The organism is Halomonas citrativorans (assembly GCF_900163645.1).
GTDB lineage: Bacteria > Pseudomonadota > Gammaproteobacteria > Pseudomonadales > Halomonadaceae > Vreelandella > Vreelandella citrativorans.
In genome coordinates this window covers 1-22,169 of the sequence record NZ_FUKM01000044.1, presented here as the reverse complement: position 1 = coordinate 22,169, position 22,169 = coordinate 1, and the positions used below count along the sequence as shown (strand labels likewise).

The window sequence follows — 22,169 nt, the reverse complement described above, 5'->3', positions numbered from 1 at the left end:
ACGACTGGATACTGTTATCGGCAGCTGATTTTTAGGTTTTCACACAACCTCGGCCAAGAGCGGACGTTTAGGTAAACCTGATATAACGCCGTTTAGCATGCGCGGCTACGAAATAGATACGAAGCCGCAATGTCGTAGATGTCGTTATGAATGGCATTGTTAAGCTTTGAATCTAGGTGGAAGGTCCCAAAGCTGTACCTCAATATAGAGCTCAAAATCTGTTTCCCAGTAACACTCATAAGGAACAGCATGATCATTTTCAGGAATTCCAAATCGTGTAACGAGCTCGCTCATCTCGCTAAGAAGAAACACTTGATTGTAGTAAGGCTTGTCGTCTCGGGATAACGCAATAAAGCTATCCGGGTAAGTCAAGGAAGTTGTTTCAGGGTCAAGCTCCGATAGAGGTATTTTTAGCTCACTTTGGTTAGCGTTTAGATCACGAAACCAAGGGGATTCTCCAAGCACCAGATAAAAAGGGTGACAGCGGCGCGGTTTACCCCCTCTCGCAACGAAGAGTTCATGCAGCCTAGCTTCTACCTTGCTTCGGGCTTCAATATAGTTCCTGCCGTAGCGCCGTCGATAGCCGGTATCACGCTGATGGCGCGTTAGAATATCCAGGAAGACGGGATCTTCAGAGCCCGCTGGGAGTTCGGAGAGACTCCGAAACGGACCAGTCTCAGGCAAATAGTAGTGGGTAACAAAATTTGGCATTTTCATCATGTATGCCTAACAATTTATTGCATTGAGAGCTAAAGGCTACTGTGAATATGTGGTTTCGGCGGATGACTGCTCAGGGTCGTCAACTGCCGCTCCACCATCAGAGTAGGCTAAAGCTCTGCACCCGGCCAAGAGCGGTCTTTGAGGTAGTGCTGATATAACGCGCATCGGCTGGAGCGTTTTGTTAGGCAATTGTGCCAGCATGAGCTGCCACGACTTGCCAATGACCGTTTGATAATTGTGCCCAAACACGTGTGAATCGGAAGTCTCCACCAGCAGGTTGACCGGCATAGGTTCCGGAAAGCTGGACCCGCACTGTAACAACGGCCGCGTCATCACCGACCAACTTAATTTGCTGTTCCGAAGGTTCCAGTTTAGAAATGGTGAGAGCACCCGATTCATGGGCCGAAAGATCAGCCTCTTTGCCCAAGCACTGCCCAAGATGGTTTGTGAAAATGAGACTTGGAGAAAGAAGCTTATCCAAAGCTTCAACATCTGAGGCAAGCATAGCTTGGCGCAACTGCTCTTCCGCCTTTTCTATCTCAATGTTGCTATCCATAGTATTCTCTCGTATTTTTGCCTAACGCCCGCGTTAAACGCGCGAGGTACGAATGTCGTCTTTGACCCGCTTGTTATATGAGCTACCCGCGATCCGCCGGGTGGTTGACACCATCATAAGCTGGAATCCCCTCGATCTTTAACGGATTTATACCCTCCAGGCAGCCCACATTAACCCCATATTGGGTCGGATTGGAACGCCGCTGATGATGGGTATAAATCCCACAGTTGGAGCAGAAATAGTGCTTTGCTATCTTTGTGTTGAACTGGTAGAGCTTCAGAGCTTCCGCCCCTTTGACGATCTTGATTCCTGACAAGGGCACGGAAGCTACAACAGGCCCTCTTCGGCGGCACATGGAGCAAGTGCAACGACACACATCTACAAGGCCATCTGGCAGGCTAAGCTCAATTTCTACGGCGCCGCAGTGGCACGTGGCTTTGTGTTTAACTTGAACAGGAACGCCGCCAACTTCCTTAACATTTATCGTCATAATTAAATTCCTAAGACCATAACCGGCGTGGAGCCGCATGGCTGCGGAGCGTCCGGTTGACCGACTTGTTATCACCCTCTCAGCCATTCTCCGTGAAGGGAAGGCCGCTTTGGGTCGAAAGCAGGCAGTCAGCAACTATTCATTGCAGCATCAAAAAATCCACAATTCCCCCACTCAACACGCCTCAAGGACAAAATCCACTTAGCCATAACGCTAGCAGATTACACGCCCTCACGTCACCAGAAATTAGCCTTACACACCATCGCTCTCACTCGCCTTCATTTCCTTGTAACAAAAAGGGTAAGCTGAACAGCAACACCGCTCCAGAGTACGCACTCGATGACCTCTCACTGGATACTAGGCCCCGGCGCCATTGGTCGCCTGTTAGCCCATTCGCTCTCTCCTCTTGCTGACATCACCCTAGTCGGTCGCCACACACTGCCTGAGCAGCAAACGATAACGTCGCCCGAAGGTGAGCCGCGTAGCCAGCGGTTAAACGTGTTAACCGCATCGCAACTGTTAGCCAATGCGCCAGCGCCGCCTGCTTTTGTACATATCACTACCAAGGCGATGGCTGCTGAAGCGGCGTTGGAAAGCGTGGCGCGCGTTATTCCCGCAACTACCCCGCTGGTGTTGTGGCAGAACGGTTTCTTAGCCCAGCCGAGGCTGACTGAATGTTGGCGGGAGCCGGTGTTGTGTGCGACCACGACGGAAGGCGCTTATTTAACCGGTGATGATGGCGTGTTTCATGCGGGGCGCGGGCATACGTTTGTGGGGGATCTGACGAATCGCCATGGTGCGTTGGCACAGCGGTTAGCGCATCAGCTTAGCCGAGCGGGGCTTGCGGCTACGGCGGTGGATGATATCCATAGCCGCCTATGGCAAAAGCTGGCGGTGAATGCAGCGATTAATCCGTTGGTGGCGTTAAATGGGCTTCGTAATGGCGAGTTGCGTGGCGCTGCTTACGCAGGCCGTGTTGAGGCGGTTGTTAAGGAAGTAGCGGCGATTATGCGGGCCGAGGGCATTCAAGCGCCCAACGGGGGCAGCGGCTTGGATGCTTGGCTAGCGTTGGTTTGGGACGTTATTGAGAAGACGGCGAATAATAAGGCGTCGATGTTGCAGGATGTTGAGGGTAAGCGGCTTACCGAGCGTGGTGCTATTTTGGGGCCGTTGATTGAGAGTGGTGAGCGGCGTGGAGTGGGTTGTGAGGTATTACGGGGCTTGGATCGTGAGTTAGTGGTGTTGGAGGCTAGTTACTAGAGCTAACCTCCCCTCTTACATTCGACTGTTCAGCAGAGCTCACATCCCCCGAATTTCGAGGGATGGTACATATATTGGCCTGGCTACTCGTCAGAGGTACTTTTCTCCAACCGCTGGGTTAATGTTGTATCTAATGTGTCTAGCGCTTTCGTACGATGGGTCCACCAGTCTGTTGACCACACTCTGAATAGCGTCCAGCCCAAGCCTTCCAACACACTCTGGCGCACTTTGTCGCGCTCACGGGCATAAACGGAGCTGTGATACATGGCTCCATCACACTCAATACCTGCGAGGTAGACACCGGGTTTATCCGGGTGCACGATCCCCATATCAATACGGTAGGCAGACACACCGATTTGTGGATGCACTATCCAGCCCTTTTCGCGCAGCCCCCTCGCTACGGCGACTTCAAAAGGTGATTCAAAATCACCGATAGAGCCATGTACGGCTGCGCCCAACGCTGAAGCCCCCCGCTCGGCATACTCCAAGAAGTGTTTTAAGTCAGCAACCGCCTTGGCGGACGTTCTTGATAAATCAATGCGCTCCGGTGCTAGGGTGGAAAATACCACCATTTCAGAGCGAGCGCGGGTCATGGCGACATTCAACCGTCGTTCGCCACCATTACGGTTCAACGGGCCAAAGTTCATCGTCACGTGCCCAGATTCGTCCGGTCCGTAGGTGATGCTAAACAAGATGACGTCTCGCTCATCGCCTTGTACGGTTTCCAGGTTTTTCACAAATACCGGTTCTAGCTCGTCATCAGAGAACGCCCATTCAATGCTTGGGTCTTCTCCACGTGCTTTATCGAGCAGGTCTTCAATAAGGCTCTGCTGTTCGGTATTGAAGGTCACCACGCCAATTGACTGCCGACGTATGGCGACATCTTCAGAGGTAAGACGCCGTATAATTTCCGCGACGATTGCCTTGGCTTCTCCTTGGTTATGCCGCGCCTTGCCTCGCGCATAAAAACCTTCTGGGCGCACCAGCGATACACCTTTGTCAGGATGAACAGGTGCAGGAAAGGTGACGAGTGAGTTGTCATAGTAACGACTATTAGAGAACGCAATCAGACTCTCTCGGCGAGAGCGGTAATGTAAATTGAGTACTCGCTGGGGAATACTAGCGCCCATTAGTTCGTCAAGAATACTTTCAAGATCTCCCTCACCATCCACCTCGCCATCAGGATCATCATCAGAGCGACCAAAGAAGTTGCTTGGAGGCATTTGCTTCGGGTCGCCTGCCACAATGACTTGTTTACCCCGGGCGAGAGAGCCAACCGCATCCCACACCGTGATTTGTGAGGCTTCATCAAAAATCACCACATCGAACAATGCCTGACCTGGTGAGAGGAATTGTGCGATAGAGAGCGGCGACATCATAAGGCACGGAGCCAGCGTAGTAATCGCATCCGGGATGGTTTCCATCATTTCCCGAACGGGCTTATGACGCATTTTTTTCTGCAATTCGTGACGTAGCACACCCCAAGAAGAGCTTTTCTGAATCGCGTCTTGGTCAGGAATCTCACCAGACAAGCGCGCAGCAATATACTTTGCTGTCAGAGCACTGAAACGAGTATCAAGCTCGCGGAAATTTAGAATAGCAGCCTGATGCTCAGGGGATGAGAAAGTTCGCAGTACGTCATCTTCGCCAATGACTGCCGACGACCACCATTCACAGTAGGCGGCTTCAAACACATCTTCAATTTGATCTGCATCAATGCTCCCCTGCTCAATGGCATCGACCAGCGGGCCAAGCTGATAATCCAAAGCCTCAGTACGCCGACGCATCCAAGCGCACCACTCTTTAAGTGAAATATGGTGTTCTAAAATCTGCTGGCAGTGCGCGCTCACCGCGCTTAACGCTGGCTCTTCAGCAGGTAAATGTCTTTCCAGAGCTGCACCAATCAAGTCTTCGAACTGGCTTTTCAGCGCCGTAAACTCATCAAAGGTTGCTTGGAAATCAATAATGACTCGACCTATCGGAGCCTCTGGCGCTAGCAAATCATTGGCGTCGTATAACAACGAGCGAATCTTAGTGCGCAGCGCCGCCAAGGACTCAGCATCATCGGCCAGTTTACCCACCGCAACACGGGCCCGTGTCCCTAAGAGTTTTAACGCAGCCATGGCTTCTGGGTCAGAATTGTAGGCATCCCATCCCTTAAGCCCTTTTAACACAGCATCTAAACGATCAATATTGCTGCCCGTTTCGCGTAGCTGCGTTAAAACGGGAATATCGTTATCGGGATTTGGTGTGCCTTGCGCTCCTCCTTCACGCAACTGCTTCATCACACCACGCTTGGCAAACCAGCTTTTTGGCCACCACGTTTCATTGGCTGCCGCCCAAGCCGGGCCTAGCACCGTAGTATCTAATTGCTGCCAAGCCAAAGGCGCATAGCTGCAGCTTAGTTTAGCCTGGGTGGCGATATAGGTTTTAAGCTGAGTTACTGCCTGCTCTAGCGCGTCAAGCCGGTCAGGAGCGTCAGGCTCAAGAGCAAACGAAGCTGATTGACGATAGGCATCCAACAGCACTTGGCAGCACTCCGCCACAGCAGAGAGCTTGGCAAAATTGAGAGTGCCTAAGCGAATACCCAAAGCTTTCTCAACGGCTGATAGCTCATGCGACATTTTATCGGCACTTTTCTTTAGCTGCCGAGCAACACTGACGACCTCTTCCTGCCACTGAGGTCGCCAATCGTGTTGCTGGATGACGCTTAGAGGGTGGTCCACCACGTTACCCACTGCCTTCGCCTGAAGGCTTAACAGTGACGCTATTTCGCGAAGCTGCTCCAACTGTTGTTCATCGTGAATCTCGGCTTTGGCCCAGCTCAGTTTCAACTTAGCAGCCAAGTCGGCATCGCGAATTTTAACGCCCATCGCATAGTGTGCCGTCAAACCGTTACGGTGGCGTCGATGCAAGGCATTCACGACGTGATTCAAGCGATCGCGCAGTGTTTTAAGACGTTCGCTCTCTGCTTTCCAATCGCTAACTGACGAAGCAGAAGCGTTAGTCCAGGAAGTCCGCAACTGATCCAACACATCCGCTTTTTTCGCTTTATTGGAATGCAGCTCCAGGCAAAACTGGCCAAGGCCAATTTCACGTAAGCGGCGATGTACCACGTCAAGCGCTGCTGTCTTCTCAGATACGAAAAGTACTTTTTTGCCTTTGCCTAGCATATGGGCAATAAGGTTGCCGATCGTTTGGCTCTTACCCGTACCGGGCGGGCCGATGATGACAAAATCTTTCCCTCTATCTGCTGTGGCAATGGCCGACATCTGGGAAGAATCAGCAGGCAGAGGGGTTAACAAATCTGCAGGCGTGTACTCACGATCAATATCTTTAGCTTCTACAAAACGAATATCGCTGTCATAAGGCTCACGAGGAGTATCCAGAAGATGCTTCACCACTGGACTTTCCTTTAGCGCTTCGGAGCGATCCATCAGGTCTTTCCACATCAAATACTTAGCGAAAGAAAAGTGCCCAAGCACTACATCTTCCACTACCTCAAAACCAGGCACCGCCTTAATGGCATGGCGCACTCGGTTCCAAATACCGCTCACGTCGACTCCACTCTCGTCTTCAGGCAAAGCGCCAGTAAGGCCTTTGATATCGATAGCAAAATCTGTCTTCAATAACTCTAGCAACGTTGTGTTGAATCGCGGTTCATCATCGCTTGCGACCATCTTCACACCACTGCGTACCGACTTACGTTCTAGCGAAACAGGCAGCAAAATCAGCGGAGCGCGATAGCGGCGGCTACCTTTATCGTTCGGTTTCCACAATAAAAAACCTACCGCTAAAAACAGAGTATTAGAGCCACCCTCCTTCAATGAGGTTTGGGCCTTACGGTAAATGTCTACTGAGCGTTTCTCCAGTTCCTCTTGGGTCAGCTCGACCAATACTTGCTTCTTCGTCAGCGCGTCGCGGGAGTAAACATCTTTAAGATCCTCCCCGGTTCGCTGCTGATGAATATCTTGGTCTTGCTCTTGAGCCTGTAATCTAGGAAAAGGAGCGATTGAAATGCGCGCACCTGTTGCCAATAAATCTTCAAGCCCGCTGGGGTCACCGCATACCAATTGCAGACTACTTTTGCTGGGCTTTTGGTTTAGCAATGGATTTCTAGCCGATAGGTCTAGCAACTTACGCTGCCAGCGCTCTAAACGCCCGCTTGGCGAATCCTCAAATACCTCTTGCTCTATATGAACAGTATTTGCCGGTAGGTCTGGGGCTTCTTCTAATGCCGGTTCAAAAATATCGGCTGTTCCGCTGGTATCGCTGCTGGCCCCTGCCTGAGACTTTAAGCTAATAGGGTTGATACGGTGCGCCCGCGCCCGACGAATATCCACCGCTGCAATAAACTCATGGTCTTTGTCCAGCGAGACTTGCTTGTTACCCGCCTCAACCGCTTTAGAAAAAGGCGGCGAAGGATGGCTAGTCGTATAGGTAGTCTCAATGAGGATGAGTTCTTGTAAAGGGATGCGCTGACGTAACGTTTCCGCTTCATCAATCACTACACTGGCAAGATCTTCTTTTTCGAGCCAAAGTCCTACCAGCGCGTGGCCTTCAGTAAGAATGACCAGTGGATTCAACTGAGCCTGCTCTAGTACGGCTGCAAATAATAAGGTGGTATCTAAGCAGGTGGCTACCTTGGCACTTTCAACATGATGAGGAAGACGAACTTTCTGGCCGTTTTTCTCAAAGCTGGCTGGCGGTAGCGCATACCCTAGTTGCAACTTGACAATTGCAGTGTAAATGGCTGAAGCCATTAGCCAAATCTGCTCACGGCTATTAGCATCATAACCGTTAATTTGATCGGGCTTGCCTGCCTTGCGCAAAATTTGGCTCGCTTGCCCCAACAGTTTGTCTATTGCTGGGTCGTTGGGTGTACAGAAGGCTGCCAATAGCTCAGGCATATAGGAAGCCCCGCCCCACTCGTTGCAGGCTAACAGCTCCACCGGCGTATTCTGCTCAGTCAAAACCTCGCTATTCTGTCGAACCGTAAACGTTACCGTCCCACGCATCGATTCTGTGAGCCCAAGAAGAAAACCACCATCTAGCTCAAGATCTCGGTCTTTTAACGCCAATAGCCCACCTGCTGCTAAACGATCAACTCTCCAGCTTTTCTGTTTAACAAAGGCAGGAGAGGCATCTAATGTGACGGTTAGGTCAGAGAGGTCTTGTTCTTCATTTGTGTTTTCAATACGCAAATCACGCAAAACTGCAAAGGCACTTTGGTGGCAGGCAAAGTTAATTTTTTCTACCAGTGTCGCGTGCAGCTTGATGACCGATGGATCATTTTGAGACATGAGCTGTCCTTAACAAATCTTTTAATAAATCGTTCACAAGATGCGCGTTTTGGCCTAGCCCACCATGCCCAACCCCTACCAGCATTTGTAATTGCCAAGCTGATTAGAATCACCAAACATCTTACGAATCATAATGTAAGCAGATGGTATTATCTTGGCCCTCCACTTCCCAGCATCCACGTTTAAACTCTTGCGAGCAGAGCGAACAAAATAAAATTAATCAATATTTTTCAAATATTTATAGCAACTTAAATTTCACCTTTATTTTTATCAACCTAGCCAATCTCTACTAGCGCCCCCCCACCATGCTGGGGCCAAATGAGTGAAGCTATTTTGGGGGAAAGATCAAGCGCATTATGGTTTGCAGTGTAAGGTGTTGAAGGGATTGGATCGAGAGGTAGCGTTGTTGGAGACGGGCTTTAAGGAGGGCGGCTTGATCGTCGCGCGCTGAAGCGGACTCCTACATCCAGCTTCATGCCCATCGCAAGATTTGACACCCGCGGGGTTGCCGCGGGCTTATTATGGTTTAGGTAACCGGGATCATCACAACGTCGCGGAACACGGGGCGCTCGGTTAGCTGCTGATACCAGCGTTCCAGGTGGGGGCGCGGCTGCCAGGTGAGGCCGATGTTCCATAGGTTATAAACGAAGGGCGCAACGGCAATGTCGCCCAGGCCAAACGCTTCGCCTGAGAACCATGCCTGGTTGGCGAGTGCGTTATCCAGCAGTTCAAACAGTTTTTCACAGGCTTGCATGCCTGCTTCAATGGCGGCGTTATCGCGCTGCGCTTCGGGCGTTCTCACATAACCCATTAAAATTACTCGGTGCGCAGGGGAAAGCGTGCTGTTGGCCCAGTCCATCCATTTTTCTGCCTGGGCGCGCTGGGCAGGCTCCTCAATCCACAAGTTTCCTTGGCCATACTGCGCGGCCAGGTAGCGGATGATGGTGTTGGATTCCCACAATAGGCTGTCGGTGGCGTCGTCCTTGAGTAACGGCACCAACCCATTAGGGTTCATGGCCTGGTATTCGGGCGTGTTGTTGACCCCGAACTGGAGCCCCGCCTGAATTTGTTCAAACGGCACTTCCAGCTCGTTAAGCACCCAGCGCACTTTTTTAACATTGGTAGAGTTATCGCGACCCCAGAGCGTAATCATAATGTTCCTTATTGATTGGTTTTTTAAGAGTGTACCTGATCACGCCATGAGATAAAGGTGGTTTGGGTGTGGGGCCGCATTTGCTCGTTCCTCACAAGACGCGTACCGCGCGCTACAACACCTTACCCCTCGCCTATCACCCTTCACCCTCTTTATCCTGATAGAGCTGCATCAGGCTTGAGAAGTCGAGCTGGCCGTTGCCGTTTGCCTTGTGCTGAGTAAACAGCGTGCGGGCGGCGGAACCCATCGGCACGGGTGAGGCACTTTGCTGGCTGATATCCATGGCAAGGCCCAGGTCTTTCATCATCAGATCCACCAGGAACCCGCCCTGATACGCGTTGGCAGCGGGCACATTCTCCATTACGCTTGGGTAGGGGTTGTAAACATTGAGCACCCAGTTGCCGCCGGAGCTTTTTCGCATAATGTCAGAAAGCACCGCAGGGTCGAGGCCATTTTTGACGCCCATGTTGATCGCTTCGCAGGTACCCGCCATCAACACCGAAAGCAGCATGTTGTTACACGCCTTGGCCACTTGCCCTGCCCCATGGTCGCCCGCGTGGAAAATGTTTCTGCCCATTACGCCAAGCATAGGCGTCACTTTTTCAAACTGGGCCTTTGACCCGCCGACAATAAACGTCAGCGTGCCCGCCAGCGCACCGCTAACCCCACCCGATACCGGAGCATCGACAAAGTCGATCCCGCGCTGTTCGCCAATGGCCGCGACGCTGCGCGCCGTGTCGGCATCAATGGTGGAGCAATCAATCACCAAAGCGCCTGGTTTGATCACCTCGAACAACGCCTCATCGCCATCAACGTAAAGCGCCTTCACGTGCTTGCCTGCAGGCAACATGGAGATAACAAAGTCAGCCTCGGCGGCGGCTTCACGCGCCGAGCCTGACACTTCACAGCCGTGATCTTTAGCGGCTTCAAGCGCTTGTTCAGAAAGGTCATACGCACGCACGGTATGACCCTCTTTCGCCAGGTTAGCCGCCATCGGGCCGCCCATATTGCCTAAACCAATAAATGCCACAGTAGCCATAACGATTGTCCTTATTGTTAATAACAAACGGCGAGTAACGAGCTGCTGGTAATAACCGTTGGTCATGAAATGTTGGCAGTGACCATTTTAGCACCCCGGCGGTACGGCTTATTTACTTCAGGTCCGCAAGCGGGCTATCGGGCCACGGCGATGCTAACAGCGCATCCATGAAGTGCTCTTCCACTTCCCCTACCGTTGAATACGTCCAGCCTGGCAAGCCATCTTTATCCACCAGTAATGCGCGTACGCCTTCTGGAAACTCCCGGTGGCGACAGCACTGCACAGAAAGCGCCAGCTCTGCCTGGAACACCTCGGCAAGCGACATGTGCCGGGCACGCGTTAGCTGCTCATGGATAAGCCGAATGGAGACCGGGCTACCATGCGCCAGCGTCTTTTGTGCTTTGCTGAACCATTTATCCTCACTTTCTACCGCCAGTACGGCGGCCACCCTTTGCTCGACGGTATCGTGGTCCATCAGCTCGCGAATTAATGGCGCGAAGTGTCGTATGGGTGTTTCCAGCGCGTCAAACTCTGCTTTCGAGGCTTGTTCAAGCTCGCGCAGCGCTTGATTGACCACGCCGTGAGCATCGGTCTTTTCACCGCTTCCCCAAGTGGCACTAGTCAGTTGCTGAAGCAATTCTTCCCGGCGATGGCTGGCAATGCCACGGTCGGCAAGGCCCAGGTAAAGGGCATCTGATGCATTGATCTGCGCGCCGGTCATGGCCAGAAAACGCCCCATCCCGTTCGGCAGGCGGTTTAAAAACCAGCTGGCACCCACATCCGGATAAAGGCCAATCGTCACTTCCGGCATGGCCAGCCGGGAGGTTTCAGTCACCACACGATGACTACTGCCGCTGAGCAGGCCCATACCGCCGCCCATTACAATGCCGCTGCCCCAGCAAATGATTGGTTTTCGATAGGTGTGTAGCCGATGATCCAGGCGGTACTCTCTTTCAAAAAAGCGCTCGGGAAAGCTCGAGTCAGCTTCTCCGTTAATCGCTTTATACAGCGTGACCACATCACCACCGGCGCAAAAGGCTTTTTCACCAGCGCTATCCAGCAGTATGGCGACAACCCGCTCGTCCGCCTCCCAGGCATCCAGCTGCGGCAGGATGGCGTCGATCATGTCCAGCGTTAACGCGTTGAGCGAACGCTCAGCGTTAAGCTTGATTTCAACCACCGTGTGGCCGTCCTGGGTGGCGTGTTCGGTAAACAGTACGCTACTCATTCAGCATCCTTACGTATCGGCTCGAATGGCGACCGCGATCATGTCGGCAACCCTGTTTTTTTACAGCTCAGCGGCACCTTCGGCGAGTACCCGGCGCGAAATGATCAGGCGCATGATTTCATTGGTGCCTTCCAGAATGCGGTGTACGCGGGTATCGCGCACATAGCGTTCCATGGGGTACTCCTTAATGTAGCCATTGCCGCCATAAAGCTGTAGCGCCTCATCGCACACTTTAAAACCTACATCGGTGGCAAAGCGCTTGGCCATGGCGCAGTAGGTGGTAGCGTCAGCATGGTCGGCATCCAGTTTGGCAGCGGCCATTCTCACCAGCTGGCGGGCGGCGACCAGCTCGGTGACCATATCCGCCAAGCGAAACTGCAGGGCTTGAAAATCCGCTAACCGCTTGCCGAACTGCTGGCGTTCCAGCAGGTAGTCACGCGCTTTATTGAGCGCCTGCTGGGCGGTGCCAATAGAACAGGTGGCGATATTGATTCGCCCGCCATCCAGCCCTTTCATGGCGATTTTAAAGCCGTCGCCTTCGTTACCCAGCAGATGATTCGCGGGCACGCGTACGTCTTCAAAGGTAATCATTCGGGTGGGCTGGCTGTTCCAGCCCATCTTGTCTTCCTTGCGCCCATAACTGATGCCTTCGGCCTTGGCATCCACGGCAAATGCGGAAACCCCGCCTGCACCTTCGCTACCGGTACGCGCCATCACCACCAGAAAATCAGTGCTGCCCGCGCCAGAAATAAATATTTTGCTGCCGGTGAGCACATACGCATCGCCCTCTCGCTTGGCCGTGGTTTTAAGCGAGGCCGCGTCGGAGCCCGCATTGGGTTCTGTTAAACAGTACGAACCCAGAAGCTCGCCGGTCGCAAGCTTTGCGGCCCACTGCTCAACAGCCTCTGGCTGGCCGAAGTCCGCGAGCATCCAGGTCACCATGTTATGGATGGTGAGATACGCCGTGGTGGAGGTACAGCCCATTGAAAGCTGCTCGAAGATAATGCTGGCATCCAGCCGTGAGAGACCAAGCCCACCGATGCTTTCCGGCGCGTAAAGCGAGCAAAACCCCAGCTCGCCCGCTTTGCGGATAACATCGACCGGGAAGAAGGCCTCTGCATCCCACTGGGCCGCATGTGGCTCAAGCTCTTTTTGAGAAAATGCCCGCGCCAACTCGGCAAAGGCGGTTTGATCTTCACTCAGCTCAAAATCCATGGCGGTGCTCCGCTGAAAAGCCTTTGCCACCCCTCGCCGCCACGCATTACTCAATGGCGCCAGCATCGGCTGATCAAATTGATAGGTTAACGTATACGTCAACCTATCGCCTAAATTATCGCTGTGCAACTGCTCTGCCAGCGTTAACCGTCACAATAGCACCTTTACGTTAACGTAAACTTGTTTTAGCCTCAGGGTAAGCGCTTCGTAAAAGCAAACCTTTAGAAAAGCAAATCTTTAAAAAAAGAGAACGACGATGAGCAAAACCTACTCGATCAGCGACCTGGCCAACGAGTTTGATATCACCACGCGCAGCATTCGCTTTTATGAAGACCAGGAGCTGCTTTACCCAGCACGGCGAGGCCAAACGCGCATTTACAGCAGCCAGGACCGAGTTCGGCTTAAATTGACCTTACGGGGTAAACGATTAGGGCTTTCACTGGCAGAGATTCGTGAGCTGTTTGAGCTGTGGGATGAAACCCGCGTGGGGAGTGAGAAGCAGCTTTTACTGATGCTGAACAAAATCAGCGAACGCCGGGCCGCCCTTGAGCAACAGATGAAAGATATCGCCATGATGCAGTTGGAGCTTGAGAACGCCGAGATTCGCTGTCGCCAAGCGCTAGATGAGCTTCATGACAAAGAGGAGTTTGACGAAAAACACACCGGAGCGCCCTCGCCCTCCTCCTGACGTTTCATAAACTCTGCCTCGTCGTACCAGCCTGACTCATTGTACAAACGCTAGAGGCGCCTCATTCCCTACCCAACAATTATTTTCAATAAACGATTTCTAATAAACAATTTCTAATAAAAAGGTGATTGACCATGCATTCTCTCTACTCAGAACTGAATTTCGGTTTGGATGACGAAATGAACATGCTGCGCGAGCAGGTCAATGCCTTCGCCGCCAACGAAATTGCCCCGCGCGCGGCGGAAATCGACCGCAATAATGAATTTCCCAACGACTTATGGAAGAAGTTTGGCGACATGGGTCTTTTAGGCATCACCGTGTCTGAAGAAGATGGCGGCAGCGGCATGGGCTATCTTGCCCACTGTATCGCCATGGAAGAAATCTCCCGGGCGAGCGCCTCTGTCGCGCTGTCTTACGGCGCGCACTCCAATCTGTGCGTGAACCAGATCAAGCGCAACGCCTCCGCCGAACAGAAGGCCAAGTATCTGCCCAAACTGATCAGCGGCGAGCACGTCGGCGCGCTTGCCATGTCCGAACCCGGTGCAGGTTCCGATGTAGTCTCCATGCAGTTGCGGGCTAAAAAAGTCGGCGACAAATACATTTTAAACGGCAACAAAATGTGGATCACCAACGGCCCCGATGCCGATGTGCTGGTGGTCTACGCCAAGACTGACCCGGAGGCCGGCTCCAAAGGCATTACCACTTTCTTGATCGAAAAAGGCATGCCGGGGTTCTCCACGGCGCAGAAGCTCGACAAGCTGGGCATGCGCGGCTCCAACACCTGCGAGTTGGTGTTTCAGGATTGCGAGGTTCCCGCTGAAAACGTGCTGGGCGAAGAAGGCAAAGGTGCGCGCGTATTGATGAGCGGGCTGGACTACGAACGTACCGTGCTGGCTGCCGGGCCGGTCGGCATCATGCAGGCCGCCATGGATGTCGTGATGCCTTATATCCATGAGCGCAAACAGTTTAATCAGTCGATTGGCGAGTTCCAACTGGTGCAGGGCAAAGTGGCGGATATGTACACCACGCTGAACGCCTGCCGCGCCTACCTGTATGCCGTCGCGGCCGCGTGTGATCGCGACCAGACCTCGCGCAAGGATGCCGCTGGCGTCATTCTCTACTGTGCCGAGAAAGCCACCCAGGTAGCGCTGGACTCCATTCAGCTACTGGGCGGCAACGGTTATATCAACGAATACCCCACTGGGCGCCTGCTGCGTGACGCGAAGCTGTATGAAATCGGCGCAGGTACCAGTGAAATTCGGCGGATGTTGATTGGCCGCGAACTCTTCACCGAAAGCCAGTAGAGGCGCGCCATGAGCATTCTCAGCACTCAGATTAATCCACGTAGCGAACTCTTCCAAACCAATGAGCAGTCGATGCGTGGCGTGGTTACCCAGCTACATGAACTCACCGCCGCCGTTGCCCAGGGTGGCGGCGTTAAATCTCGTGAGCGTCATGAGAGTCGTGGCAAGCTGTTTGTGCGCGACCGCATCGATCACCTGATCGACGAGGGCTCGCCCTTTTTAGAACTTTCAGCGCTTGCCGCCCACAAGGTGTATGAAAGTGACGTACCGGCCGCCGGTGTAGTGACTGGCATTGGGCGAGTTTCGGGCGTTGAATGCGTCATTGTGGCCAACGATGCCACGGTGAAAGGCGGCACCTACTTTCCGCTGACGGTCAAAAAACATATTCGCGCTCAGGAAATCGCCCGCAAGCATCGCCTGCCGTGTATTTATCTGGTCGATTCCGGCGGTGCCTTTCTACCCCGCCAGGATGAAGTATTCCCTGACCGCGACCACTTCGGGCGCATTTTCTACAACCAGGCCACCCTATCGGCCGAAGGCATTCCGCAAATTGCCGTAGTGATGGGTTCCTGCACGGCAGGCGGTGCATATGTGCCCGCCATGGCCGACGAATCGATTATCGTTAAAGAGCAAGGCACCATCTTTCTGGGTGGCCCGCCGCTGGTCAAAGCGGCCACCGGTGAAAGCATCAGTGCCGAGGCGTTGGGCGGCGCTGATGTGCATGCCAAAGTCAGCGGCGTGGCCGACCATTATGCCGAAAACGATATGCATGCCCTGCAGCTTGCCCGGGCCTGTGTCTCGCGCCTGAACTGGCAAAAGCGCGGCAAGCTTGCCATGCAGGCGCCCGAGCCGCCCAAGCTCGACCCGTTGGAGCTTTACGGCATTGTGGGCACCGACCTTAAAAAGCCCTTTGATGTTCGCGAAGTTATCGGGCGCATCGTCGACAGCTCTGATTTTGATGAATTCAAACGCTACTACGGCGACACCTTAGTCACCGGGTTTGCGCATATTCATGGCCATCCGGTGGGTATTGTGGCCAATAACGGCGTGCTGTTTTCAGAGAGTGCCGTCAAAGGCGCCCACTTTATTGAGCTGTGCGCCCAGCGCAAGATTCCGCTGGTTTTCCTGCAGAACATCACCGGCTTCATGGTGGGTTCCAAGTACGAGCACGAAGGCATCGCCAAGCATGGCGCCAAGCTGGTCACCGCCGTGGCGTGCGCCAAGGTGCCCAAGTTCACCGTGCTGATTGGCGGAAGCTTCGGGGCGGGCAACTACGGTATGTGCGGCCGCGCTTATGACCCTAACCTGCTATTCATGTGGCCCAACGCGCGTATTTCCGTCATGGGTGGCGAGCAGGCCGCCGGCGTACTGGCTCAGGTTAAGCGCGAGCAGTATGAGCGCGAAGGCAGCGAATGGACTAAAGAGGCCGAAGAGGCGTTCAAGCAGCCCACCCGCGAACAGTATGAGCACCAGGGCCACCCTTACTACGCCAGTGCCCGGCTATGGGATGACGGCGTGATCGACCCGCTACAAACCCGCGATGTACTGGGTTTAGCGCTGGCCGCGGCCATGAATGCTGAGATTGAAGAGACACGCTTCGGCGTGTTCCGGATGTAAGGGGCTCTGTCATGACGAATTCAATGTTAACTATTGATGCAAGCGTTGCCCGCTTAACCCTTAATCGACCGGACGTTCATAACGCCTTTGATGACCAGCTGATTGCCGAGCTGAACGCACACCTTGACCAGCTTCAACCGCTGATCAAAAGCGGAGAGATTCGCGTGGTGGTGCTGGGCTCTGAAGGCAACAGCTTCTCAGCGGGCGCGGATTTGAACTGGATGAAGCGCATGGTCGATTACGACGTTGACGACAACCTGGCTGATTCGCGCAAACTCTCCACCCTGATGCACAGCCTGGATACGCTGCCCTGCCCCACGCTGTGCCGGGTTCAAGGCCCAGCCTTTGGCGGCGCCGTAGGTTTGGCCGCCTGCTGCGATATCGTTATTGCCTCCGATAAAGCCAGGTTCTGCCTTTCAGAAGTCAAGATTGGCCTCTCGCCTGCAGTTATCAGCCCCTATGTGCAGCGTGCGCTCGGCGCACGCCAGATGCGCCGCTACGCGTTGAGCGCTGAAGTCATCGACGCGTCTACGGCGCTCAGCCTGGGCCTGGCCCATCAGGTCGTTGAACACAGCGCACTGGATAGCGCGGTAGATGCCATGCTGGAAACGTTGCTCGCTGGTTCACCGCAGGCGCAGCAGGCTACCAAAGCGCTGCTCCAAACGGTTAGCCAGTCGCCTGATTCTGACGCCACGCGCGAACAAACCTGTCAGGTAATCGCCAAGTTGCGGGTTAGCCAGGAAGGCCAGGAAGGTCTGGCTGGATTTTTTGAAAAGCGTCGCCCTGCCTGGGCTGAAACGCCTCTATCCGGCCATGCCAAGGAGCGCCGCTCATGAGCCATCTAACGTCGTCTGAACCTAACCTGCGTACCACGCCCTTTGACACGTTGCTGATCGCCAACCGGGGTGAAATTGCCTGCCGGATAATGCGCACCGCACGCCGTATGGGGCTTAAAACCGTTGCCGTGTATTCCGATGCCGATGCCAACGCCCGCCACGTGCGCGAAGCCGATGAAGCCATTCGCATTGGCCCCGCCGCTGCGCGCGCAAGTTATCTAAACATTGAGGCGGTGATTGATGCCGCCAAGCGCACCGGCAGTGGCGCCATTCATCCTGGCTACGGCTTTCTTTCGGAAAACGGCGCGTTTGTAAAAGCGCTCGAAGAAGCAGGTATCACCTTTATAGGGCCGCCCGCGTCAGCCATTGCCGCCATGGGGGATAAATCGGCCGCCAAAGCGCGCATGGCCAATGCGGATGTGCCATTGGTGCCGGGCTACCACGGCGATAACCAGGATGATGATTTGCTACGCGCCGAGGCCGATAACATCGGTTACCCGGTCATGCTCAAAGCCAGCGCCGGTGGTGGCGGCAAAGGCATGCGCGTGGTCGAAAAAAGCGAGGCCTTTCAGGTGGCGCTGGAAGGCTGTCGCCGCGAGTCTAAAGCCGCTTTCGGCGATGATCGTATGCTGATAGAAAAATACCTGGTGCAGCCACGTCATGTGGAAGTACAGGTGTTTTGTGATCGCCATGGCCACGGCGTGTACCTGTTCGAGCGCGACTGCAGCGTTCAACGCCGCCACCAGAAAGTCCTCGAAGAAGCTCCCGCCCCGGGCATGACGCCGGAACTACGCACAGCGATGGGTAATGCTGCTGTGCGCGCCGCTCAGGAAATTGGCTACGTGGGCGCGGGCACGGTTGAGTTTCTATTGGATGCTTCGCCAGGCCAAGGCGAGGCGTTTTACTTTATGGAGATGAACACCCGCCTGCAGGTCGAGCACCCGGTGACCGAAATGATCACCGGCCAGGACCTGGTTGAATGGCAGTTGCGGGTGGCAATGGGTGAGTCGCTGCCTTGCACGCAGGATGAATTGACGATCACCGGGCATAGCTTTGAAGCACGCCTTTATGCCGAAGATCCTGACCAGGACTTTTTACCCGCCACGGGCAAGCTTACTCGCTTTGCGCTCGATTTAGCGGGCACCGACTCAAAGGCCGAGCAGGTGCGCCTGGATAGCGGTGTGGAAAGCGGTGATACGGTTTCCATGCACTACGACCCCATGCTTGCCAAGCTGATTGTGCATGGCAGTGACCGGAACGCCGCCTTGGCTACGCTTAACCGTGCACTAGCGGCCCTCGACATACAGGGCGTAGTCACCAACCGGGCTTTTTTGCAGCGCCTGGCGACTCACCCCGCGTTTAAGAACGTAGAGCTGGATACGCGGTTTATCGAGCGCCACGAGGCCACTCTGTTTGCCGCGCACCACTATCAGCCTGAAGAGTATGCCAGCGCGGCGTTATTGGCTTTACATCAGCTGGCCCAGGAGTGTGAAAGCAACTCACCCTGGGACCGTCACGATGGATTTCGAATTAACGCGCCACGCACGGTGCGCATCGCCTTGCATGATCCCAAGCACGCTCAGGCGCTGGAGGACGCAAGCCCTCTGGTGGTGGTAGAAGGCAAACGACACCCAGGTGACCCAGAATGGCACCTAACCATTAATGGCCACGCCATTAAAGGGCAAACCTTTAGCGCCAGCCTTCAACCGCTTATCGGCAATGCCGTGGCAATTACCCTTAACGGACACCGCCGCCGCTTGCAAGCCCAGCACGATGGCAATGTGTTAATCATGGTCGACCCGCAGGGCGAAACCCGCCTTTATTGGCAGCGCATTGATGCGATTGATCACGGCCAGCATGAAGTGCAGGCAAGCTTTACCGCCCCCATGCATGGCACGGTGGTGGCGCTATTGGTTGAAGCCGGTACGAGCGTTGAAAAAGGCATTCCCTTGATGGTCATGGAAGCCATGAAGATGGAACACACCATAACCGCGCCGACTAACGGCCGCGTGGAAGGTTTCCGCTTTCAGGCAGGCGATACCGTTAGCCAGGGCGATGTATTACTCGACTTCGCCCCTGGCGAATAAGGAGCTTTACCATGGCACTGCGCCCATCCAGCCTACCCCAGCGCGTACGCCTGTTCGAAATGGCCCCCCGAGACGGCCTGCAAAACGAGCCGGAGGCCATGGTGCCTACCGCAACTAAAATCGAGCTGATTCATCGGCTCGCCAATGCCGGTATCCGCCACATTGAAGCGGCAAGCTTTGTATCGCCCAAATGGGTGCCGCAAATGAGTGATGCTACCGAAGTAATGCAGGGCATTACCCGCACTCCCGGCGTGGTTTACTCGGCTCTTACCCCTAATCTCAAGGGGCTTGAAAATGCGTTGGCTGCAGGGGTCGATGAAGTCGCGGTATTTGGCGCGGCCTCTGAGGCGTTTTCGCAGAAGAACATCAACTGCTCGATTGCTGAATCCCTTGAGCGATTCGAGCCTGTGCTCAAGCGTGCCCAGGAAGCCAATGTGCGCGTGCGTGGCTACGTGTCCTGCGTGCTGGGCTGCCCTTATGAAGGCGATATTCCTGCTGAGAAAGTCGCTCAAGTGGCCAAAGCACTTTATGACATGGGCTGCTATGAGATTTCCCTCGGCGACACCATTGGGGTGGGTACGCCGCTGGCGGCCAAACGAATGATTGAGGCTGTCTCTCGGCAGGTGCCGATTGATCAGCTGGCGGCGCATTTTCACGATACCTACGGTATGGCTATTGCCAATCTTTATGCGGTCATGGAAGAAGGTGTCAGCGTGATAGATGCCGCGACCGGCGGTTTGGGCGGTTGCCCTTATGCCAAAGGAGCCTCCGGTAACGTCGCCACCGAAGACGTGCTTTACCTGCTGGAAGGTTTAGGCATTAAAACGGGGATTGATTTGCAGGCCGTGCTGGATACCGGCAACTGGATTACCCAGGCCTTGGGGCGTAAACCGACCTCAAACGTTGCTTTGGCTAGAGCGTTGTCATGACCACCTCGTTAGCGGCGCATTATCAGCAAGGGCTACGCGATGCCGAGGTGCTAGCGCAGATTCAACGCTATTACCCTGCGGGGCCTACTCTGCATCAGTTGGCACCGCTGGACCAACTTCATATAGGCGGCGTAACGGCCTCCGCCAGGCTGCTCGCCCTGCTGGACCCGGCCCTTCATCCACGGGTATTGGATATTGGCGCGGGACTGGGAGGATTAATGCGCCAAGGGTCGGCGTTAGGTTTTCACATGACCGGCCTGGACATCACCCAACGCTTTAACGCACTTAATAAAACGCTTAGCACGTTGGCATCTTCTCAGAGCGCCTCGCTAAATTGGGTAACCGGTGATGCTTGCGCCCTTCCCTTTGTCGATAACAGCTTTGATGCGCTTGTGTTTCAGCACAGCCTGTTGAATATGCCTAATATTAATCAGGTGCTTACCGAGAGCTACCGCGTACTTCGCCCGGGCGGGCAGTTGGTAATGCACGAAGTGGTGAGAGGCCAAAATGCAGAAGCCTTGCGCTACCCTATTCCCTGGGCGGCAACGCCCGTTCACTCCTGCCTGCTTAGCCATGAAGCGCTCATTGAACAATTAAGCTGCTGTGGTTTTATTGTCGAGCATAACGTTGACTGGAGTGATAGAGCGCTGGAGTGGCGTGAACGCCAGCGAATAAAAGAGCAAACGACTCAGGCATCTGCCTTGTCTCCCCAATGGGTCTTTGGCGAGCGCTTTATGGAAATGGGCAAAAATCTGGTGTTTAACCTCCAAAACCACGCAATTAATTTGGTAGAAGTTAAAGCCTCTTGCTATGCTGGTTGAGATAACAATCAAGACCAAGGATGAGGAACATCAATGAAACGCTTGACTGGGGTACTCCTGTACAGCGTTGTTGGTTCAACCCTACCTTTACTCACCGCTGCCGCCAATGACACGTTGCCGGTGATCGCGTATGCCTCACCCAACAGCGAACTCATGCAACTAGACAATGGTGTGGTGCTGGAAGGCAGCGACTTAAGCAGCCTGGACACCTACACGTCAGGCTTTCGAGTAACCGCTGGTTTTAGCCCTTGGCAACTCCCTCAATTGGATATTGGCGCTGAAATCGCCTACCGCGAAAGCGAAGAAGTCCCGATTGCCTCCAGCATGTCGCCAATGATTATGGATACGCTTAGTTTAGGCGGTGCCATTGTAGCGGGCGTACGTATGGGCGCTTTTAGCATGTACGCTAAATCTGGCCTGACCGAGTGGCGCGGCGACACCCATGAGCTTCAGGGTGCAGACGAAGGCGGCACCGCCTGGCTTCAAGGCTTTGGTGCCACCATGACGCTTAACCAGATGGTCACGCGTTTGGAATATGAGCGCGTAGATGCGCCGACGCTAAGCCATCTCAATCAACTCAGCGCCTCGCTGCATTTGCCGTTTTAGATTCGATATTTCTTTTTTATAAGTTATTTCTTACCTTCTTGTAAGACATTACCGCTTTTGAACCAGGAAGCGCTTATTTTTAACCGTTACTACGGTTTTGTAAGCCGATGCCAATAATTTTGTAAGCAATCTCTTACAACCCTGTAAGAGATCAACGCCACATACCTCTCAGGGGTTGCCCTCTCCACTTATATCGCTACTCTAAGCCGTCTTATACGTAGCGAAGAATCCAGGGAGCGGTGCAATGGCAGACGGTACAGGCCTTCAATTTACTCTTGCCCTGCCCGGGGCAGACGACACCGCCGTTGTCCGCTTTA

The 22,169-nt window shown here is 54.0% G+C and carries 17 protein-coding genes; 9 read left to right on the top strand and 8 right to left on the bottom strand.

The genetic code is table 11. From position 1 onward, the window contains the following. Positions 1-159 precede the first annotated feature (159 nt). The 3 genes from CZ787_RS09785 to CZ787_RS09775 all read right to left on the bottom strand — a co-directional run bounded on the left by CZ787_RS09785 (position 160) and on the right by CZ787_RS09775 (position 1,766). Positions 160-717, bottom strand: a complete 558-nt coding sequence (locus CZ787_RS09785; RefSeq protein ID WP_254908605.1) for a hypothetical protein — start codon at positions 715-717, stop codon at positions 160-162. 184 nt (positions 718-901) lie between these two features. Next, positions 902-1,276 (bottom strand): nuclear transport factor 2 family protein, encoded by a 375-nt coding sequence (locus CZ787_RS09780; protein ID WP_067344478.1) that lies wholly within the window; start codon positions 1,274-1,276, stop codon positions 902-904. Positions 1,277-1,358: 82 nt separating this feature from the next. Continuing rightward, positions 1,359-1,766, bottom strand: coding sequence for a GFA family protein (locus CZ787_RS09775; protein WP_087108638.1), 408 nt, complete (start codon positions 1,764-1,766; stop codon positions 1,359-1,361). 339 nt (positions 1,767-2,105) lie between these two features. Here CZ787_RS09775 and CZ787_RS09770 point away from each other — a divergent pair, with 339 nt between their 5' ends. Beyond that, the gene (locus CZ787_RS09770) at positions 2,106-3,026 is read left to right on the top strand and encodes a ketopantoate reductase family protein (protein ID WP_087108636.1); all 921 of its coding nucleotides are present in this window, start codon (positions 2,106-2,108) and stop codon (positions 3,024-3,026) included. Positions 3,027-3,109: 83 nt separating this feature from the next. Here the strand turns inward: CZ787_RS09770 and CZ787_RS09765 are convergent, their stop codons facing one another. The 5 genes from CZ787_RS09765 to CZ787_RS09745 all read right to left on the bottom strand — a co-directional run bounded on the left by CZ787_RS09765 (position 3,110) and on the right by CZ787_RS09745 (position 12,964). Continuing rightward, positions 3,110-8,329, bottom strand: a complete 5,220-nt coding sequence (locus CZ787_RS09765) for a DUF4011 domain-containing protein (protein ID WP_087108634.1) — start codon at positions 8,327-8,329, stop codon at positions 3,110-3,112. A gap of 526 nt (positions 8,330-8,855) precedes the next feature. Then, complete coding sequence (locus CZ787_RS09760) at positions 8,856-9,482, bottom strand: glutathione S-transferase family protein (RefSeq protein WP_087108633.1); 627 nt, start codon at positions 9,480-9,482, stop codon at positions 8,856-8,858. A gap of 136 nt (positions 9,483-9,618) precedes the next feature. Then, on the bottom strand, positions 9,619-10,587 hold the full coding sequence (gene mmsB / locus CZ787_RS09755) for a 3-hydroxyisobutyrate dehydrogenase (protein ID WP_087108631.1): 969 nt from the start codon (positions 10,585-10,587) through the stop codon (positions 9,619-9,621). A 46-nt stretch (positions 10,588-10,633) separates the two neighbouring features. Continuing rightward, on the bottom strand, positions 10,634-11,749 hold the full coding sequence (locus CZ787_RS09750) for an enoyl-CoA hydratase/isomerase family protein (protein WP_087108629.1): 1,116 nt from the start codon (positions 11,747-11,749) through the stop codon (positions 10,634-10,636). Between the two features lie 60 nt (positions 11,750-11,809). Further along, positions 11,810-12,964, bottom strand: a complete 1,155-nt coding sequence (locus CZ787_RS09745; RefSeq protein ID WP_087108642.1) for an acyl-CoA dehydrogenase family protein — start codon at positions 12,962-12,964, stop codon at positions 11,810-11,812. A gap of 256 nt (positions 12,965-13,220) precedes the next feature. Between CZ787_RS09745 and CZ787_RS09740 the strand changes: the two genes are divergently transcribed. From CZ787_RS09740 to CZ787_RS09705, 8 genes are all read left to right on the top strand, one after another. Next, the gene (locus CZ787_RS09740) at positions 13,221-13,652 is read left to right on the top strand and encodes a MerR family transcriptional regulator (RefSeq protein ID WP_087108627.1); all 432 of its coding nucleotides are present in this window, start codon (positions 13,221-13,223) and stop codon (positions 13,650-13,652) included. Between the two features lie 134 nt (positions 13,653-13,786). After that, on the top strand, positions 13,787-14,956 hold the full coding sequence (locus tag CZ787_RS09735; protein ID WP_087108625.1) for an isovaleryl-CoA dehydrogenase: 1,170 nt from the start codon (positions 13,787-13,789) through the stop codon (positions 14,954-14,956). Between the two features lie 9 nt (positions 14,957-14,965). After that, on the top strand, positions 14,966-16,573 hold the full coding sequence (locus CZ787_RS09730) for a carboxyl transferase domain-containing protein (protein WP_087108623.1): 1,608 nt from the start codon (positions 14,966-14,968) through the stop codon (positions 16,571-16,573). Between the two features lie 11 nt (positions 16,574-16,584). Beyond that, positions 16,585-17,409: an enoyl-CoA hydratase/isomerase family protein gene (locus tag CZ787_RS09725; RefSeq protein ID WP_087108621.1), complete on the top strand. Its 825-nt coding sequence runs from the start codon at positions 16,585-16,587 to the stop codon at positions 17,407-17,409. Then, positions 17,406-19,496, top strand: a complete 2,091-nt coding sequence (locus CZ787_RS09720) for an acetyl/propionyl/methylcrotonyl-CoA carboxylase subunit alpha (RefSeq protein WP_087108619.1) — start codon at positions 17,406-17,408, stop codon at positions 19,494-19,496. Before CZ787_RS09725 ends, CZ787_RS09720 begins: the two co-directional genes overlap by 4 nt. 11 nt (positions 19,497-19,507) lie before the next feature. After that, positions 19,508-20,425, top strand: a complete 918-nt coding sequence (locus CZ787_RS09715; RefSeq protein ID WP_087108617.1) for a hydroxymethylglutaryl-CoA lyase — start codon at positions 19,508-19,510, stop codon at positions 20,423-20,425. After that, positions 20,422-21,246, top strand: a complete 825-nt coding sequence (locus CZ787_RS09710) for a class I SAM-dependent methyltransferase (RefSeq protein WP_087108615.1) — start codon at positions 20,422-20,424, stop codon at positions 21,244-21,246. The genes CZ787_RS09715 and CZ787_RS09710 overlap by 4 nt, the downstream gene beginning before the upstream one ends. Positions 21,247-21,279: 33 nt before the next feature. Beyond that, positions 21,280-21,852, top strand: coding sequence for a hypothetical protein (locus CZ787_RS09705; protein WP_087108613.1), 573 nt, complete (start codon positions 21,280-21,282; stop codon positions 21,850-21,852). Positions 21,853-22,169: the final 317 nt, after the last annotated feature.

Bases quoted from the DNA above. Each gene is read 5' to 3' on its own strand.
- CZ787_RS09785 (WP_254908605.1), bottom strand. From the start codon at position 717: ATGAAAATGCCAAATTTTGTTACCCACTACTATTTGCCTGAGACTGGT.
- CZ787_RS09780 (WP_067344478.1), bottom strand. From the start codon at position 1,276: ATGGATAGCAACATTGAGATAGAAAAGGCGGAAGAGCAGTTGCGCCAA.
- CZ787_RS09775 (WP_087108638.1), bottom strand. From the start codon at position 1,766: ATGACGATAAATGTTAAGGAAGTTGGCGGCGTTCCTGTTCAAGTTAAA.
- CZ787_RS09770 (WP_087108636.1), top strand. From the start codon at position 2,106: ATGACCTCTCACTGGATACTAGGCCCCGGCGCCATTGGTCGCCTGTTA.
- CZ787_RS09765 (WP_087108634.1), bottom strand. From the start codon at position 8,329: ATGTCTCAAAATGATCCATCGGTCATCAAGCTGCACGCGACACTGGTA.
- CZ787_RS09760 (WP_087108633.1), bottom strand. From the start codon at position 9,482: ATGATTACGCTCTGGGGTCGCGATAACTCTACCAATGTTAAAAAAGTG.
- mmsB (WP_087108631.1), bottom strand. From the start codon at position 10,587: ATGACCAACGGTTATTACCAGCAGCTCGTTACTCGCCGTTTGTTATTA.
- CZ787_RS09750 (WP_087108629.1), bottom strand. From the start codon at position 11,749: ATGAGTAGCGTACTGTTTACCGAACACGCCACCCAGGACGGCCACACG.
- CZ787_RS09745 (WP_087108642.1), bottom strand. From the start codon at position 12,964: ATGGATTTTGAGCTGAGTGAAGATCAAACCGCCTTTGCCGAGTTGGCG.
- CZ787_RS09740 (WP_087108627.1), top strand. From the start codon at position 13,221: ATGAGCAAAACCTACTCGATCAGCGACCTGGCCAACGAGTTTGATATC.
- CZ787_RS09735 (WP_087108625.1), top strand. From the start codon at position 13,787: ATGCATTCTCTCTACTCAGAACTGAATTTCGGTTTGGATGACGAAATG.
- CZ787_RS09730 (WP_087108623.1), top strand. From the start codon at position 14,966: ATGAGCATTCTCAGCACTCAGATTAATCCACGTAGCGAACTCTTCCAA.
- CZ787_RS09725 (WP_087108621.1), top strand. From the start codon at position 16,585: ATGACGAATTCAATGTTAACTATTGATGCAAGCGTTGCCCGCTTAACC.
- CZ787_RS09720 (WP_087108619.1), top strand. From the start codon at position 17,406: ATGAGCCATCTAACGTCGTCTGAACCTAACCTGCGTACCACGCCCTTT.
- CZ787_RS09715 (WP_087108617.1), top strand. From the start codon at position 19,508: ATGGCACTGCGCCCATCCAGCCTACCCCAGCGCGTACGCCTGTTCGAA.
- CZ787_RS09710 (WP_087108615.1), top strand. From the start codon at position 20,422: ATGACCACCTCGTTAGCGGCGCATTATCAGCAAGGGCTACGCGATGCC.
- CZ787_RS09705 (WP_087108613.1), top strand. From the start codon at position 21,280: ATGAAACGCTTGACTGGGGTACTCCTGTACAGCGTTGTTGGTTCAACC.